Here is a 17,356-nt window from a genome sequence, read left to right on the forward strand (position 1 = left end):
GATCAGGATGACAACAATTCCTATTCACTATCCTCTTCCTTTTTGTCAAAATAATCGTCTTTCAGATCATCAATTTCGCGGCGGTCACGTTTAGTCGGGCGCCCTGTACCCCTATCACGTTTTAATACGGGAGCATGAAACATGGATTTGAAGGCCTGCGTTTGTTCCACAGGAGTTATGTCATCATAAAAAATCACCGCGGTTTTGGCGTCTACCCGGTTCTCAAGTAAACCGGTTACACGTACCACTTTTCGCTCAATTCCTTTAGCTACCTGGTAGGTGTCGCCCATTTTCACTTCGTATGATGGTTTGATGTTTTTACCATCCAGTTTTACACGCCCCGCCTTGCAGGCATCTGATGCCAGGGTACGTGTTTTAAAAAGCCTGATGGCCCACAGGTATTTATCTATCCTTAATTTTTCTTTTTCGGGCATGGGTAAAAGTCGAACTCCAAAATTAAGAAATACTAAGCAAATTGTGCAGGTTCAACACATTCCCTCCGCTTACTTCAAAAGAAATGAAGTAAAAACATGCGTAATGGCTAAACCCTGTTTATTTGCAAGAGTTTTGATGGAACCCTACAGAAAATCAAAAACTTGATCAGGTCATAGCTTTGTAATTATAGCGTTAATTTAAAGACAATTACTTAATAATTTAATAACTTAAATTTCGCATTATATAAAAGCTACGGCCTTACATTTAATCCATCATGAGAAATCCGGTTTACCCGGTTTGTAAAGTAAAATATTAGTTATATTAGTTAATAAAAAGGCCCCTGAGGGTCACAACCTAAAAATGGATTTTGCAACCGGCTCATACCGGTCGACAATTTAATTCACAAACCCCATGAATGAAATATTAAAACAAAAAGCTGCAGGCATCAAATTATTGATAAGCGATTGTGATGGCGTATTAACTGATGCCGGAGTTTATTATGGCAGCAATGGCGAAGACCTGAAAAAATTTAACATGCGCGACGGCATGGGCGTTGAACGTTTACGCAAATATGCAGGTGTACAAACCAGCATCATTACCGGCGAATTATCACCATCCATAGCCAAAAGGGCCGAAAAATTACAAATAACGGAGCTGCATTTAGGCATAAAAGACAAAGTAGTTGTTTTTAAGGATATCTGTAACCGTTTGAACCTACAGCCAGAACAAGTGGCCTATATAGGTGACGATTATAATGACCTGGAAGTAATGAGACTGGCAGGCTTAACAGCATGCCCTGCAGATGCTCTGCCCCAAATCAAAAACCAGGTGGATATCCTCTGTACATTGAACGGTGGTGAAGGATGCTTTCGTGAATTTGCCGAACTGATCATCGATTCAAAAAGTAACGCGTTTTCGGCCAGCAGCCTTAATGGTACTATTACCTTAAATAATGGCCGCGTGATAGGTAAAGGTCAGCCCAGCTATATCATTGCCGAAATTGGCATTAACCACAATGGCTCACTGGAAACAGCAAAAAAACTGATTGATGAAGCGGTGGCTGCGAAAGCTGATGCCGTTAAATTTCAGAAACGTACACCTGAGATCTGTGTGCCCAAAGATCAGTGGGAATTGATGCGCGATACCCCCTGGGGCCGTATAACCTACATTGATTACAAACGCAAAACAGAATTTGGTATTGCAGAATATGCTACCATAGACCAGTATTGTAAAAAACTGGGTATCGACTGGTTTGTGTCTGCCTGGGACGCGCCGTCGGTTGATTTTATGGAACAGTTTGATACTGTACTTTACAAACTGGCATCGGCATCATTAACTGATTTTACCCTGATACAACGTATTTTGGAAACCGGTAAACCGCTAATGCTGTCAACTGGAATGTCGACAATCAAAGAGATCGAGGCTACCATGAACTATATCATGGCGTTTGATGAAAATTATCCGTTGTTCATCGCGCATTCTACCTCGGCCTATCCATGCCCGCTGCAGGAACTTAACCTAAAAATGATACAAACACTGGAAGCTAAGTATCCTGGTGTCCCGATTGGTTATTCGGGCCACGAAACCGGGCTGGCCACTACTGTAGCTGCTGTTACCCTGGGTGCTACCTTTGTAGAGCGTCACTTTACACTTGACCGCGCCATGTGGGGATCTGACCATGCTGCTTCTGTAGAACCACAAGGCTTGCAACGTCTGGTACGTGATATCCGTGATGTGGAAACTGCCCTGGGCGACGGACAGAAAAAGGTTTACGAATCTGAGCTTGCCCCTATGAAACGTTTACGGGTAAACATTAGCGCTGAATATAAAGAGAAGCCGACGGCCTAACTCATAGTAGTAATCCCGTATACTTTTACTTTCTGCACAAAAAGTAGAAGTATACGGGATTATCCTTGTAAAGACCTTTTTATTACTTCACCGTAATAGTTTTAGTTTGAGTAGTGTGAGCGCTAAAATACCCAAGCACTAACGGAGTAATATTGTTAGGAGGATCAGAGGGTGTAACGCCTCCACCAGGGCCAGTATAATTTTGCTGCATGAGGGCAAACCAATAAGTATACATTGCTTTATCAATACACTGCATCTCTACAGTTACTTTATCTCCCGGATTTATACCAATATCGTTTTCTATCAAATCAAAATTCACACTATTTCCATCCGTAAAATCGTCATTATTAACAAACACCCGCTTCACCTGTACACCGTTAACATACATCAGAAAATTATACTGATTTGCTACCCCTTTTGGATCATGGTAATTAATCGTTATTTTCCTTGTACCATCAATACCGTTAAAACTACTTTTTGACGAGCTAATATACTTTAAAGCCACCAACCCGGGCATCACCGAGCTGGCTTTATAGGTTTTCCCATTGGTAACTACATTCATTGTATAAGTGTTTCCTGTAACTCCAATCATTTTGGGAGTTATGTAAGTACCGGCAGGCCCTTCAGTAAATTTATAAACATTACCAGCCTGATCATTAACAGTAACCATTGCTCCGGTAACAGGCGGGTAGGTGTTTGTATTTGAAACAGCTACATTAGTATTAAGCTTAATGGTCTGCGGGCCCAGCTCGTCGGTAATATTTCCTTCAATAACCAATCTGTCTGTTGCATTATCCAAGCTGATATCAATCACCTTATTGCAGGAGATGATAGACAGGATAAAGGGCAGTAACATGAAATAAATTAGGGGAGTTTTCATAGGATCATGTTTTAGTTTAAAAATTAAAATTCCAGGTAACTGATGGAATAAGCGTTGCAAAAATGCTTGTCTCCACCGCCTCTGTAGTATTAGGTACAGTTTTGCTATCTCTGAATGTTATACTATAAGGATCTCTGTGTGCATAAACGTTGTAAATACTGAATGTCCAGCTGGAGTGATATCTTTTATGTTCTTTTCCGTCGAGTGTAGCTCCAATATCTAATCTGTTAGATGAAGGCAGACGACGCCCGTTTCGTTGGGAATAAGAAAAAGTGGTGAGTCCACCCGAACTATATTTTCCGGTAGGATAAGTAACCGCGTTACCGGTACCATAAATAAAGGTGCTTGAGAAAGCCCAACGTTTATTGAGTTGATAAATGCCAACAACCGAAACATCATGTGTACGATCCTGTCTCGCGGGATAATAATGCCCATTATTAATGTCGTCAAATTTCCGCTCCGTACGTGATAAGGTGTAACCTATCCATCCATTGAAACGGCCATATTTTTTCTTCAAAAACAATTCGATACCATAAGCCCTGCCGGTACCATAGGTGAGCAGCGACTCTACATCCTGATTAACTAAAAGCTGGGAACCATCTTTATAATCAATCTGGTTCTGCATCCATTTATAATATACCTCTGTTGAAAATTCATAGGCATTATCGCTAAAATTTTTAAAGTAACCGGTTGATACCTGATCTGCGATCTCGGGCTTTATATTATTACTGCTCATCACATACAAATAGGTAGGCGTATTGCTCGATGAATTACTAAGCAAATGAATGTTTTGACTATTGCGATTATAGGACGCCTTTATTGAATTTTGATCGTCTATTACATAATTAGCTGTAAAGCGCGGTTCCAGATTTATATATTTTTTTACAAGGTTGCTTCTGGAGTAATATGTTTTTGAACTTATAGTATTACCTGCATCATCATAGGTTTTAAACGTTCCCGGCCCCATCAAAAATAGCCCGCTTAATCTTAATCCATAAAGAAAGGTTAAATGCTTACTAATATTCCACTCATCACTTGCATATAGGGCGTTTTCAAAATCATACCTCTTTTCAACATGTCTTTCGTTATAGCTTGAGTTTTTGGGAGATGTGATATCGCCTGGTGTGATATCATGTTGCAGTATATTGAATCCAAACTTCAGCGTATGCTGGTAACCAATCGAATACTGTAAATCCTCCTTTAAATTAATATCGTTAATTTGAGACGTTGCTTTAAACGACTGAGCATTCTGAAGGCCTTCCACAACAAAGTTATAACTGCTGTAGATTACAGAGGTATTGGAAAACAAGCTATTGCTAAATAAATGATTAAACCTGAGCGTGCCGGTTTTATTTCCCCAGTTTGTTCCTAAAACATTTTTTAAAGCCAAAACATCCTTACCGAGGTAACCCGAAATATAGATAGCATTTTTATCATCAAAATGATAATTGGCTTTAGCATTAACATCATAAAAGTAAAGCGAGTTGCCTCTTATACTTGTATCTGTTGTGAGTTTTAAAAAAAGATCAATGTATGTTCTGCGGGCGCTTACCATGAATGACCCCTTATCTTTTACAAGCGGGCCCTCAACCTTGATTCTCGAAGAAATAAGGCCGATACCGCCCTGTACAGCAAAATCTTTATCATTACCATCATTCATCTTAATGTCCAAAACGGAAGATAAGCGGCCACCATACTCAGCAGGCATCCCCCCTTTATAGATACTGACATCCTTAATAGCATCAGAATTAAATGTTGAAAAGAAACCCAATAAGTGCGACGCGTTATATATCGGGGCTTCATCCAGCAAGATCAGGTTCTGATCTGAACCTCCGCCACGCACATAAAAGCCAGTATTACCTTCACCGGCCGACTTGATGCCCGGCAATAAGGTTATTGTTTTCAGAATATCTCTTTCGCCTAATAACACAGGTACCTGGTTAATTTGCGACATATTCAACTTCTCCACCCCCATCTGGGGCGATACCACATTTTCATTACTCAGCCGCTTGGCTCTCACAACAACTTCCTGCAAACCATTTTGGGGAGATAAGGATATATTAACAACCTGGTTTTTATGAAGAGATACTTTTTGAGCTATGGTATTATACCCAACACAAGTAAATAATAAAGTATATTCCCCTTCGGTAACGGACAGTGAATAAAATCCATAATTGTTAGTAGCCGTTCCAACTGCCGAAAATTCCTGAAGGGTAACGGAAGCCCCTATTAGGGTTTCACCGGTAACGGCATCCTTAACGGTTCCGTTAATGGTAGCCTTCTTCTGGGCAAAGGCGGTAATGGTGGTCAGTATTATGAAAATAGTAAAGAGGGGGCTGGCCATTTGCATATAGCACTAAGGTACCCGTATCCATCACCCAACTATTTTAATTTATACGAAACCCCGTATAAATTATAGCAAGTGCACTATCGCTTATACTAAAAAAACATAAGCGTTAAGCAAATTCAAATGAGCATTAATAAATTATTAAACTAACATTTGGTATAATAATTTACACATTTGGTATAAACAAAATTTACACCTTGTTTAAAATACCTATTTTTAAATGACCAGACATCCCAATGAAACCTGAAACCGATACAAAGCAGTTAAATAATGACATGCTGATACAATTTTTAAGTAGTGCAAAATATAGAGTTTACAGGCATATCGCACTGATCTTATTTCTTGGAGTAATATTTTCAAGCACCAGAGACACCTTTATTGAACCAGTTAATACTTATTTAAAAATCACCTTCTTCCTGATCCTATTGTCACTGTTTTATGTTAACATGTATGTATTGATACCTCGTTTTATATTCAATGCCAGTTATGTAAAATATTTTATGTGGGTAATGGTGCTATTTAGTGTGGCATTGTTATTTTTTGTATCGGGGAGATACCTGATCAATCCTTATTTTAAACTTCAATATAAAGGAAGTAACGAAAACACCAGTATCCTCCTCTTTACTTTTATTACGTTAATATTTCTGATCCTGATAGCTGCATCTGCTGCAATTAAATTATTCCAGCATTCTATAATTGTTAACCAACGGATTAATGATTTGGAAACGGTTACCATACAGGCCGAATTGGAGCAATTAAAAAATCAGATTAATCCGCATTTTTTATTTAACATGCTCAACAATGTTAATGTGTTAACGCAAACCAATCCTGAAAAAGCGTCGCAGGTGGTCATGAAGCTAAGTGATCTGCTTCGTTATCAACTTTATGATAGTACCAGGAACAAAGTCTTGCTCACTGCCGAGATCCATTTTTTAGAAGATTTTTTAAACCTGGAAAAAATACGGCGCGACAACTTTGAATTTATTATGTCAAGAGAAGGAGGCATCAGTGGTGTACAGGTATCCCCTTCCCTTTTTATTACCTTTGTTGAAAATGCAGTAAAACATAATATGGATGCAGAAAACACATCCTATATTCACGTTTTTTTTAAAGTAAAGCACAACGAGATCAATTTTAATTGTATCAACTCAAAACCCAGAATTGAAGTAACCGGTAATGGGAACGGTGGTTTGGGGCTTGGAAATGTAAAGCGAAGATTGGAATTGCTTTATCCCGAAAAGCATTTTCTCCAAATTCAAGATGATAAAGATAAATTTAGTGTTGACTTAAAGATTATTATATGAATTGCATTATTGTGGACGATGAGCCTTTAGCCCGAGAGGCTATCCAACTGCTTGCCAGTAAAACTCCTAATTTGCAATTACTTAATAGCTTTGGGAGTGCTAATGCCGCGGCAAAATTCATCAATGAAACACAGGTCGACCTGATTTTTCTGGATATTCAAATGCCCGGGATCAGTGGTATGGAGTTTGCCAAAATGATACCCTCAAAAACTTTGCTCATATTCACTACTGCTTATGCGGAATATGCATTAGAAGGCTTTGAGGTTGAAGCTATTGATTATCTCATTAAACCCATACGGCATGAACGTTTTCTGAAAGCGGTGAATAAAGCACAGTTTTACCAGGATATTTTAAAATCAGATCATTCGAACAACAAAATTGAAAACATCGCCGAGGATTATTTTTTTGTTAAAGCCGACCGAAAGTATATTAAGATCTATTTTAAAGACATTTTGTTTATAGAAGGGCTTAAAGATTATGTGGTGATGCAAACCGATGATCAAAAGGTTATAACGGCCATGAACATTAAAACCATTCATGAACAACTGCCTCAAAACCTTTTTGCCCGTATCAGCAAATCTTATATTATCAACATTAATCAAATAACTGCTTTTGATAATAATACCGTGAACATACGCAAGTATGAATTATCTATCGGGAATGCCTACCGCACTTATTTTTTTGACGAATTTGTAACCAAGAAAATATTAAGCAGGTAAAGTTCCCTTCTGTACTATTTAAGATTTACCTTTATCATTAGGCTTTAAGTTCTATAGCTTTAGCTTAATCAAATCTTGTTTCAAAAGGTTAGCTACTAATCGCCTAAATTCAAGCAATTCTCCCTAAAATTCCTTTAATTTGCCAAAAGTTTAATTTTACCAATGCAAGATCTTAAAAAACTGATTGAAGATGCCTGGGAAGACAGGAATCTGCTGAACTATAATGAATATACCACCGCTATCGAAACTGTTATTGAACGCTTAGATAAAGGCGAGATCCGTGTGGCCGAACCAATTGGTTCACGCTGGCATGTGAACGAGTGGATCAAAAAAGCAGTAGTGCTGTATTTCCCCACCCGTCAGATGGAAGAAATTAAAGTTGGCCCTTTTGTTTTTCATGATAAAATGAAATTGAAGACCAATTATAAAGCTGCCGGTGTACGTGTGGTACCTCATGGTATTGCCCGTTATGGCGCTTACCTGGCAAAAGGTGTTATCATGATGCCATCGTACGTAAACATTGGCGCTTATGTTGATGAAGGTACTATGGTTGATACCTGGGCTACTGTAGGTTCATGCGCGCAGATAGGCAAGCATGTACATTTAAGCGGTGGTGTTGGTATTGGCGGTGTACTGGAGCCATTACAGGCCGCCCCGGTTATTATTGAAGATAATTGTTTCCTTGGCTCACGTGCTATTGTGGTGGAAGGAGTGCATGTAGAACATGAGGCCGTATTGGGCGCCAATGTGGTTTTAACCGCATCAACCAAAATCATTGATGTAACAGGCTCAACCCCGGTTGAATATAAAGGTCGCGTACCGGCACGTTCGGTAGTTATCCCTGGTTCATATACAAAAAAATTCCCTGCCGGCGATTTCCAGGTGCCTTGCGCCCTGATCATTGGTACCCGTAAGGAATCAACCGATAAAAAGACATCATTGAACGATGCGTTAAGAGAAAATAACGTAGCGGTTTAATTTAGATGTGAGACGTTAGATATGAGATTTGAGACTCCTGCATAAAGGATAACAAAAATAATCTCATATCTCATATCTCATATCTCATATCTCAAAACATGAAAATACTGATAAGGCTGCCCAACTGGCTTGGCGATGTGGTGATGAGTACCGCATTTGTTAACGCGGTTGGTCAGCTTTATCCTGATGCTCAGATCGATGTGATCATTAAAAAAGAGCTCAGTAATATAGCCCCTCTTATACCAGGCATAACCCAGATCCACCCATTTTCAAAACAGGACTTTAGTGGCCTTAGCGGTGTTTATCGTTTTGGCAAAAAACTAAAAGCCGAAAAATACGACCTCTTTTTTAATCTGCCCCAATCCCTTTCGTCATTGGTGATGGGCTGGGCTACACGGGCAAAAAAACGGGTGGGCTTTGGCAAAGAAGGCGGCTTTTTTTTGCTGACCAACTCCCTAAAAAAACCAGTTAACCTGCACCGGGTTGACGAATATGTATCTTTATTGGAGCAATTTACCGGTAAAACCATAGCTCATAAACAGGTAAAATTAAATGCCTCTGTAACAGAGCCCAAACAAAACAACCGGGTGCTGGTCAATTTTAATTCCGAAGCATCATCACGCAGGATGCCATTGGATAAAGGACGGGGGCTGCTGAATAAATTAACCGCTGCTTTTCCGGATATTACTTTTGGTTTGATCGGTTCGCCTAAAGAGGTAGACTTTGTAAGTCAGCTTATTACCGGTTCTGAAAACCCTGAGAGATTAGAAAACTATGCAGGAAAAACCCATCTGCCGGATTTATGCAGCCTGATGGCGCAAAGCGCGGCCATGTTAACAACCGATTCGGGCCCGGCTCATTTGGCCAATAGTGTGGGCACGCCTGTTATTGTATTATTTGGTGCGGGTAACGAGTATAACACGGCACCTTATAACAAACAAAATTTAATTGTATTGCGTTATGGTAAGCTAACCTGCGAACCTTGTGTGCGCAATACCTGTAAACTTTATGGCGTTCCGCGTTGTATGGAACTGCTGGATGAATTGCAAATTATAAACACGTTAAGTCAATATACCAACTATGCTTAAAGACGAAGTTGCCAAAGCATTTAAAATAGTACAGGAAGGCGGTATTATCCTGTACCCTACCGATACCATCTGGGGTATTGGCTGCGATGCCACCAATACCGAGGCCGTGCAGAAGATATATCGCCTGAAACAACGCGATGAAGCCAAAAGCATGATCATTTTACTGGATACCGAAAATAAACTGGAAAGCTACGTACAGGAAGTTAATGCCCTGGCTTATGACCTGATCGAATACACCGAAAACCCATTGACCCTGGTTATGCCAGGTGCTAAAAATATTTCGCCGGCTTTAATAGCGCCCGATGGCAGTATAGGTATCCGGGTTACCAGCCACCAGTTTTGCCAGCAATTGATACAGCGATTGCGCAAGCCCCTGGTGTCAACCTCCGCCAATATCAGCGGCAAACCATCTCCACAATATTTTTCACAGATCGATCAGGACATCATCGATGGTGTTGATTACGTGGTAGATATTGATCAGCACAGCAAAGAGATTAAAAACCCCTCCACCATTATGAAACTGGCTCCTGATGGCCGGTTTGAGTTTCTACGCAGATAGGAAATAGAGGCAAGAGATAAGAGTCAAGAATCAAGAAAAAATAACTATGCCCTTTTGTTTCTTGGCTCTTAATTCTTGATTCTTTTTTTATGTTTTAGAACTTAGGATTTACCATTACCTTTGACCTTCGTTCTAGAATTTAGGTTTTAGAGCTCAGAATTTTATTATTTACATGAAAGCCCACCTTCAGCACCCTGTATTTTCTATCATATCAAAACTTGCAGCACAACACAATCTGCAGGTTTATGCTATCGGGGGCTTTGTACGCGATATTTTCCTTAATCGCCCATCAAAAGATATCGACATAGTAATTATAGGCAACGGTATTGTCTTTGCCGAAAGTGTAGCTGCTAAACTGAAAGTAAAAGTTGCTGTGTATAAAAATTTCGGTACAGCATCACTTAAATACCAGGATCTGGAGGTAGAGTTTGTAGGTGCCCGTAAAGAATCATACCGTCGCGATTCCAGGAAGCCCATAGTAGAGGATGGTACCCTGGAGGATGACCAGAAACGCCGTGATTTTACTATCAATGCACTGGCTATTTCCCTGCACCCGGATACATTCGGTGATTTGCTCGATCCATTTAACGGTATAAACGACCTGGAAAATAAACTGATCAGGACACCGCTTAATCCGAATGAAACTTTTTCTGATGATCCGCTGCGTATGATGAGGGCCATCCGATTTGCGTCACAGCTTAATTTCCGGATAGATGATATAGCTGTAGAAGCCATTAAGAATAATGTCGATCGCATTAGTATTATATCGCAGGAACGAATCACCGACGAGTTGAACAAGATCATCTTGTCGCCTGTACCATCTATCGGATTTAATTATTTATTTGATACTGGTCTGCTGCATAAAATTTTTTCGCAGATGAGCGGTTTATACGGTGTTGACTATATTGATGGTAAAGGTCATAAAGATAATTTTTATCATACCTTGCAGGTGTTGGACAATATTTGTGAAACTACAACCGATCTTTGGCTCCGCTGGGCCGCTATATTGCATGATATTGCTAAACCGGCCACCAAACGTTTTGAACCCGGTCACGGCTGGACATTTCACGGTCATGAAGATCGCGGCGCCCGCATGGTACCTAAAATATTCGCTCAGTTAAAACTGCCGCTTAACGAAAAAATGAAACAGGTGCAAAAGCTGGTACAACTCCATTTGCGCCCCATTGTATTATCACAATCTATTGTTACCGATTCGGCCGTACGCAGGTTGCTTTTTGAGGCAGGAGATGATATTGAAGGGCTAATGTTGTTGTGTAAAGCAGACATCACCACCAAAAACGAATATAAAGTAAAAAAATACCGTAACAATTTTGAGCTTGTTCAACAAAAATTAAAAGATGTAGAAGAACGTGACAGCATCAGAAACTGGCAGCCGCCTGTTACCGGCACTGATATTATGCAGCTTTTCGGCCTTAAAGAAGGTCGTGAGGTAGGAATTATCAAAAATCAGATACGCGAAGCCATACTGGAAGGCGAAATTCCAAACACCCGCGAAGCCGCTTTAAACTTTACAATTACCAAAGGTTTAGAAATTGGCTTAAAAGTTGTGGCAGACACAAAATTGAATTAAAAGATTATTTTTGTCCCCAAAATTCACAAAAACAATGGCACTATACAGGTTCAGGGTAACTTTCGAAGATTATGATGATGTGATGAGAGAGATTGATGTTAAATCAAATCAAACCTTCGAGGATCTCCACCGCGCAATACACCAGTCAACCGGTTACAATCCCGAGTTTTCATCTTCTTTTTATATCAGTAATGATCAATGGACAAAGGGGGAAGAAATTACTTATTTACCCAATCAAAAAAGGATAGACCGTGGCGTATCATTAATGAGCAATGTAAAACTGCTGAGTTTTATTGACGATCCGCATCAAAAATTTTACTACACTTTTAACTTCGATCGTCCATTTGATTTCCATGTCGAACTGATGAAGATCATCCTTGACGAAACACCGGGTACTACTTACCCTGCCGTTATAAAATCTGTTGGCGAAGCGCCAAAACAATTTGGTAACGTGTTTAACCCAACCATATTACCACCCACAAACGAAGATTTCGACTTCCTGAATGAGATGGCTTTTACGCCCGAGGATGCTGAAGATTTTTCGGAAGTAACGGATACTGAGGTTGACGAGCTACCGGAAGAAAAACACGAGGCCGAAGAGGAAGAAGATGAGTTTGGTAATGAATTTGCCGACGACGAAGGCTTTGAAGAAGATGATCGCCCGCATCGTGGTGGTGGCGATGACTATTAATAACAATTTAATAGAATAATAACATGCCGATACGTCATTGCGAGGAACGAAGCAATGTGCGTTAATTCATAAATTTGTCATCCTGAGGAACGAAGGATCTGTTACCGAATAGATTCTTCGCTTTGCTCAGAATGACAATTTTTTTTATAACATTTTTTATCTCATGACCCAACCCACTAGCAAAACTCTTATTGTAGTTGCAGGCCCCACGGCTGTGGGAAAAACGGTGGCAGCCATTAAACTGGCTCAGCACTATCATACAGTGGTGGTATCTGCCGATTCCAGGCAGTTTTTTAGAGAAATGGCCATAGGTACTGCCAAACCCAATACGCAGGAATTAGTTTCTGTAAAACATTATTTCATCGATTCACATTCCATAACCGATTCATTTTCTGTAGGCGATTTTGAGAAACAAGGGCTTGCTTTATTGGATGAGCTATTTAAAACAAATGACCAGGTGGTTTTGGCCGGAGGCTCGGGTTTATATATTAAAGCGATATGCGAGGGCTTTGATGATCTGCCAACAGCCGACCCAGCTATCCGGGAAAAGCTAAACCAGGAATTGGAAGAAAAAGGGATCGTTCACCTTCAGCAAGAATTACTATTGGCGGATCCTGTTTATTATAACGAGGTAGATTTGGGTAACCCCCAACGCATCATCCGGGCTTTGGAGGTTTTTGAAAGTTCGGGCAAACCTTTCTCGTCATACCGGCAGGCCACCATAAACAAACGTCCATTTAATATCATTAAACTGGCCCTCAACCTACCCCGTGAGGTATTATATAACCGTATTAATGACCGGGTTGACCTGATGGCACAACAGGGATTATTAGCCGAGGTAGAGGCACTACTCCCCTCCCGTCACCTTAACGCCCTTAACACCGTAGGCTATGCCGAATTATTTGATTATTTTGATGGTAAAACCAGCTTGGAAAAAGCCATTGAAATGATAAAACAAAATACCAGGCGATTTGCCAAAAGGCAACTCACCTGGTTCCGTAAAGACAGTTCCTTTCACTGGTTCCAGGCCAGCGACCGGGATGTACTCGATCAAATGATCAGTACTATTGATACAATTTTATGATAACAGGCTTTGCAAATAAACGCCGTACCCACTCTTAATGTACTTGGCCACCAGCAATTTTAATTGCCCGTCGTCAATAAACCCACGACGATAAGCTACTTCTTCAATACAACCAATTTTAGTCGACTGCCGTTTTTCAATCACGCGTACATATTCGGTAGCATCGCTTAAAGAGTCAAAAGTTCCGGTATCCAGCCAGGCGGTACCTTTATCCATTACTCCTACATGCAAGTTTCCCTGCTCCAGGTAATATTTATTTACATCGGTAATTTCATATTCACCACGTGGCGAAGGTTTAAGATCCTTAGCTATCTGGATAACGCTGTTATCATAAAAGTACAATCCCGGTACTGCAAATTTTGATTTGGGCTGAGTTGGTTTTTCTTCAATAGACAAAGCTTTAAAATCTGCGTCAAATTCAACCACACCATACCTTTCCGGATCGGCCACATGATAAGCAAAAATAGCGGCGCCATCCACATCATTAAAGCTACGTATCAATTCGCTAAAACCTGTACCGTAAAATATGTTATCGCCTAATATCAGTGCAACCTTATCGTTACCAATAAATTTCTCACCAATTACAAAAGCTTGTGCCAGGCCATTTGGTTTTTCCTGTATAGCATATTCAAATTTACATCCCAGTTCGGCTCCGTCACCCAACAAGCGTTTAAACCCTTCGTTATCTTCGGGAGTAGTAATGATCAATATTTCCCTGATATCTGCCTGCATTAAAACCGATAATGGATAATAGATCATAGGTTTATCATAAATAGGCATCAGCTGTTTACTTATTGCCCTGGTAATTGGATAAAGCCTCGTACCTGATCCTCCCGCTAAAATAATTCCTTTCATTAGATTGATTTGTATGATAGATTTTTAAAAGTAATTATTTTTTACGCATAACCTATACTCAGGTTGCTATAATAACATATTTTAACGGTAGAATATTATTATTGCTCTTTAACTTTATTTAGTTTAATATACTAATAACATATTCGTCATATTCCCTATCCTTGTTCCTGCTCTTTCAATTTCTAACATCCATTGAGGTTTATAATCAAGGGCGCTAATTTTCAGGTTTAAAATAGATTAAATAGCGATAAAATGCACATAATTTGCTAATATTGCAGTTTGATTGCCAAATACTACTATTTAGGTGGATTTAGCGGATTTTCGTTTTAAAATGCATAAATATTATCTTACTCATCTGCAGGAATTAGAATCAGAGGCTATATACATTATACGTGAAGTTGTAGCCCAGTTTGATCGCCCTGCCATATTGTTCTCCGGCGGAAAAGATTCCATTGTGGTAACTCACCTGGCTCGTAAAGCTTTTTGGCCTGCCAAAATACCTATGCCCCTTATCCATATTGATACCGGGCATAACTTTCCCGAAACTATGGCATTCAGGGATAGCCTGGTGGCCGATCTGGGCGTACAACTTATAGTTGGTTCGGTACAGGAAGCTATTGATAAAGGCCGTGCTGTTGAGGAAAGTGGCATTAACGCAAGCCGCAATGAACTACAAATAGTTTCATTACTGGATACGATTGAGAGCCACAAAATTGACGCGGCTATTGGCGGTGCCCGCCGCGATGAAGAAAAAGCGCGTTCAAAAGAACGTTTCTTTTCGCACCGCGATGAATTTGGCCAATGGGATCCCAAAAACCAGCGCCCCGAGCTTTGGAACATTTTCAATGGTCGTAAGCGCATGGGCGAGCACTTCAGGGTATTCCCGATAAGTAACTGGACCGAAATGGATATCTGGAATTACATCCTGCAGGAAAACATCCCCATCCCTTCTCTTTACTTTGCTCATAACCGCGAAGCTGTTTACCGCGATGGTACCTGGTTGCCTGCATCTGAGTTTTTAGCATTACGTGAGGGAGAGAAAATTGAGAATAAGCTGATGCGTTTCCGCACTTTGGGCGATATCACTATAACCGGTGGTATTGAATCAGACGCTGATACATTAGAAAAAATTGTAGCAGAGGTATCAGCCACCCGCAGCACCGAGCGTGGCAACAGAAGCGACGATAAACGCTCCGATACTTCTATGGAAGACAGAAAAAAACAAGGTTATTTTTAATTTCGGAATTCGAATTTTCGATTTCGGATTTTTGTCCGACTCCGAATTCACGGATTTAGAGTTTAGTATTTAGAGTTTAGCATTTAAAATGGAACTATTACGTTTTACAACAGCCGGCAGTGTAGATGATGGAAAAAGCACGCTGATTGGTCGGTTATTATACGATTCCAAATCGATCTTTGAGGATCAGATGGCGGCCGTCAAGCAGTCGAGCGAAAGAAAGGGCTTACAACATATTGATCTTTCTTTACTTACCGACGGCTTACGGTCTGAAAGGGAGCAAGGTATTACCATTGATGTTGCCTACCGTTATTTTGCTACCCCTAAACGTAAGTTTATAATTGCAGATACTCCGGGGCATATCCAATATACCCGTAACATGGTTACCGGAGCATCTACCGCCAATTTAGCTTTGGTACTGATAGACGCACGCAAAGGTGTTGTGGAACAAACGTGCAGGCATTCTTTTATAGCATCGCTATTAAAGATACCGCACATTATTGTATGTATCAATAAAATGGACCTCGTTGATTATTCCGAAGAAGCATTTAACAAGGTAGTTGAACAATACGAAGATTTTGCCGCCAAGATTGATGTTACCGACATCCGTTATGTGCCTATCAGTGCGCTGGAAGGTGATAACGTGGTGAACGATTCTGTAAACATGCCCTGGTATAAAGGCGAGAGCCTGTTGCACACCCTGGAAACTATCCACATAGGCAGTGATGAGAACCACTCAGATGCCCGTTTCCCGGTACAAACCGTAATACGCCCACATGCAGCCGAATATCATGATTATCGTGGTTACGCAGGTCGGATTGCCGGTGGCATATTTAAACCGGGTGATAAAATTACTGTTCTGCCATCGGGTTTAACATCTGCTATTAAATCTATTGATACCTATTCGGGTTCGGTTGAAGAGGCCTTTGCACCGATGTCCGTATCTATTACATTGGAAGATGATATTGACATCAGTCGCGGAGATATGATCGTAAAAGATGATAGCGAACCAGAAGTAAGCCAGGATCTGGAAGTGATGCTTTGCTGGATGGGCACCAAAGGGCCACGCCCAGGTGCTAAATACCATTTAAAATCCACTACCCGAGAGGTAATGGCTATTATTAAAGAGGTAAGCTACAAACTAGATATCAACACCATGGAAAAACTGGAAAATGCCGGCGATATCAAAATGAATGAGATGGCACGCGTACGCTTGCGTACTACCCAGCCTGTTGTATTTGACGCATACCGTAAAAACCGCATTACCGGCTCACTCATCCTGGTTGACGAAGCTACTAACGAAACTGTAGCTGCGGGAACAATACTGGTTTAGTCCCCTGAAGACGGTAATGGCTCATGATTAGAGAACATAAGTCAATAATATCATAAAAAGCGGGGCTGTCACCCTGAGTTTTAAAATCCGGGGGCCTTTAAGGGTTCAATGACATTATCTTTGCAAAGCCGTGCAGTGTGGCCGTCTAAGTTATAGTGCATTTTTGCCTGTCCCTGAGTATGGTTCTGAAGCAATGAGTCTAAGGGTATGGTACAACACTAACTGTGTTTGTCCGATGGGTAGCCTGTCTTTTTCTTTACACTCCTTCGGGCACGGCTTATTAACGATAAGTCAACAGGATGGAAAAGATGCATCATCATGCAGCCGGTATAGATATCGGCTCGCGTAAGGTATTTGTAGGATTGGAAAACAGTCCGGTACGCTGGTTTGAGACCTTTACCAGTGAT

At 40.6% G+C, this 17,356-nt stretch carries 15 protein-coding genes; 11 read left to right on the top strand and 4 right to left on the bottom strand.

The window, feature by feature from the left end:
* Positions 1-20: 20 nt before the first annotated feature.
* The gene (locus BW976_RS15680) at positions 21-434 is read right to left on the bottom strand and encodes an RNA-binding S4 domain-containing protein (protein WP_076374249.1); all 414 of its coding nucleotides are present in this window, start codon (positions 432-434) and stop codon (positions 21-23) included.
* Positions 435-846: 412 nt separating this feature from the next.
* On the opposite strand from BW976_RS15680, the gene BW976_RS29420 reads away from it, so the two are divergent.
* Positions 847-2,283, top strand: coding sequence for an N-acetylneuraminate synthase family protein (locus BW976_RS29420; RefSeq protein WP_084192207.1), 1,437 nt, complete (start codon positions 847-849; stop codon positions 2,281-2,283).
* Positions 2,284-2,365: 82 nt separating this feature from the next.
* Here BW976_RS29420 and BW976_RS15695 read toward each other — a convergent pair whose 3' ends face one another.
* Together BW976_RS15695 and BW976_RS15700 are read right to left on the bottom strand one after the other, a co-directional pair.
* Complete coding sequence (locus tag BW976_RS15695) at positions 2,366-3,163, bottom strand: DUF4249 domain-containing protein (RefSeq protein ID WP_076374250.1); 798 nt, start codon at positions 3,161-3,163, stop codon at positions 2,366-2,368.
* 16 nt (positions 3,164-3,179) lie between these two features.
* On the bottom strand, positions 3,180-5,507 hold the full coding sequence (locus tag BW976_RS15700; RefSeq protein WP_084192213.1) for a TonB-dependent receptor: 2,328 nt from the start codon (positions 5,505-5,507) through the stop codon (positions 3,180-3,182).
* Positions 5,508-5,746: 239 nt separating this feature from the next.
* On the opposite strand from BW976_RS15700, the gene BW976_RS15705 reads away from it, so the two are divergent.
* The 8 genes from BW976_RS15705 (at position 5,747) to miaA (ending at position 13,524) form a co-directional block, all read left to right on the top strand.
* A complete protein-coding gene (locus tag BW976_RS15705) occupies positions 5,747-6,814 on the top strand; it encodes a sensor histidine kinase (RefSeq protein WP_076374252.1) in 1,068 nt (355 codons plus the stop codon).
* On the top strand, positions 6,811-7,533 hold the full coding sequence (locus BW976_RS15710) for a LytR/AlgR family response regulator transcription factor (RefSeq protein ID WP_076374253.1): 723 nt from the start codon (positions 6,811-6,813) through the stop codon (positions 7,531-7,533). The genes BW976_RS15705 and BW976_RS15710 overlap by 4 nt, the downstream gene beginning before the upstream one ends.
* 162 nt (positions 7,534-7,695) lie before the next feature.
* On the top strand, positions 7,696-8,511 hold the full coding sequence (locus tag BW976_RS15715; RefSeq protein WP_076374254.1) for a 2,3,4,5-tetrahydropyridine-2,6-dicarboxylate N-succinyltransferase: 816 nt from the start codon (positions 7,696-7,698) through the stop codon (positions 8,509-8,511).
* Positions 8,512-8,609: 98 nt separating this feature from the next.
* Positions 8,610-9,599, top strand: a complete 990-nt coding sequence (locus BW976_RS15720; protein ID WP_076374255.1) for a glycosyltransferase family 9 protein — start codon at positions 8,610-8,612, stop codon at positions 9,597-9,599.
* The gene (locus tag BW976_RS15725) at positions 9,592-10,158 is read left to right on the top strand and encodes an L-threonylcarbamoyladenylate synthase (RefSeq protein WP_076374256.1); all 567 of its coding nucleotides are present in this window, start codon (positions 9,592-9,594) and stop codon (positions 10,156-10,158) included. Before BW976_RS15720 ends, BW976_RS15725 begins: the two co-directional genes overlap by 8 nt.
* Before the next feature lie 172 nt (positions 10,159-10,330).
* The gene (locus tag BW976_RS15730; RefSeq protein WP_076374257.1) at positions 10,331-11,749 is read left to right on the top strand and encodes a CCA tRNA nucleotidyltransferase; all 1,419 of its coding nucleotides are present in this window, start codon (positions 10,331-10,333) and stop codon (positions 11,747-11,749) included.
* Between the two features lie 34 nt (positions 11,750-11,783).
* Positions 11,784-12,440 carry an IS1096 element passenger TnpR family protein gene (locus BW976_RS15735; RefSeq protein WP_076374258.1) on the top strand — a complete coding sequence of 219 codons (657 nt, stop codon included), beginning with the start codon at positions 11,784-11,786 and terminating at the stop codon, positions 12,438-12,440.
* Between the two features lie 163 nt (positions 12,441-12,603).
* Positions 12,604-13,524, top strand: coding sequence for a tRNA (adenosine(37)-N6)-dimethylallyltransferase MiaA (miaA, locus tag BW976_RS15740; protein ID WP_076374259.1), 921 nt, complete (start codon positions 12,604-12,606; stop codon positions 13,522-13,524).
* Here the strand turns inward: miaA and rfbA are convergent.
* On the bottom strand, positions 13,519-14,379 hold the full coding sequence (gene rfbA / locus BW976_RS15745; protein WP_076374260.1) for a glucose-1-phosphate thymidylyltransferase RfbA: 861 nt from the start codon (positions 14,377-14,379) through the stop codon (positions 13,519-13,521). The two genes, miaA and rfbA, sit on opposite strands and share 6 nt — an antisense overlap.
* Before the next feature lie 331 nt (positions 14,380-14,710).
* On the opposite strand from rfbA, the gene cysD reads away from it, so the two are divergent.
* Both cysD and cysN read left to right on the top strand, forming a co-directional pair.
* Entirely contained in the window at positions 14,711-15,616 is a 906-nt protein-coding gene (gene cysD, locus BW976_RS15750; RefSeq protein ID WP_076374285.1) for a sulfate adenylyltransferase subunit CysD, read from the top strand.
* 88 nt (positions 15,617-15,704) lie between these two features.
* The gene (gene cysN, locus BW976_RS15755; RefSeq protein ID WP_076374261.1) at positions 15,705-16,949 is read left to right on the top strand and encodes a sulfate adenylyltransferase subunit CysN; all 1,245 of its coding nucleotides are present in this window, start codon (positions 15,705-15,707) and stop codon (positions 16,947-16,949) included.
* The last annotated feature ends 407 nt before the right edge of the window (positions 16,950-17,356 follow it).

The sequence above is a fragment of the Mucilaginibacter lappiensis genome (assembly GCF_900155965.1).
Classification (GTDB): domain Bacteria; phylum Bacteroidota; class Bacteroidia; order Sphingobacteriales; family Sphingobacteriaceae; genus Mucilaginibacter; species Mucilaginibacter lappiensis.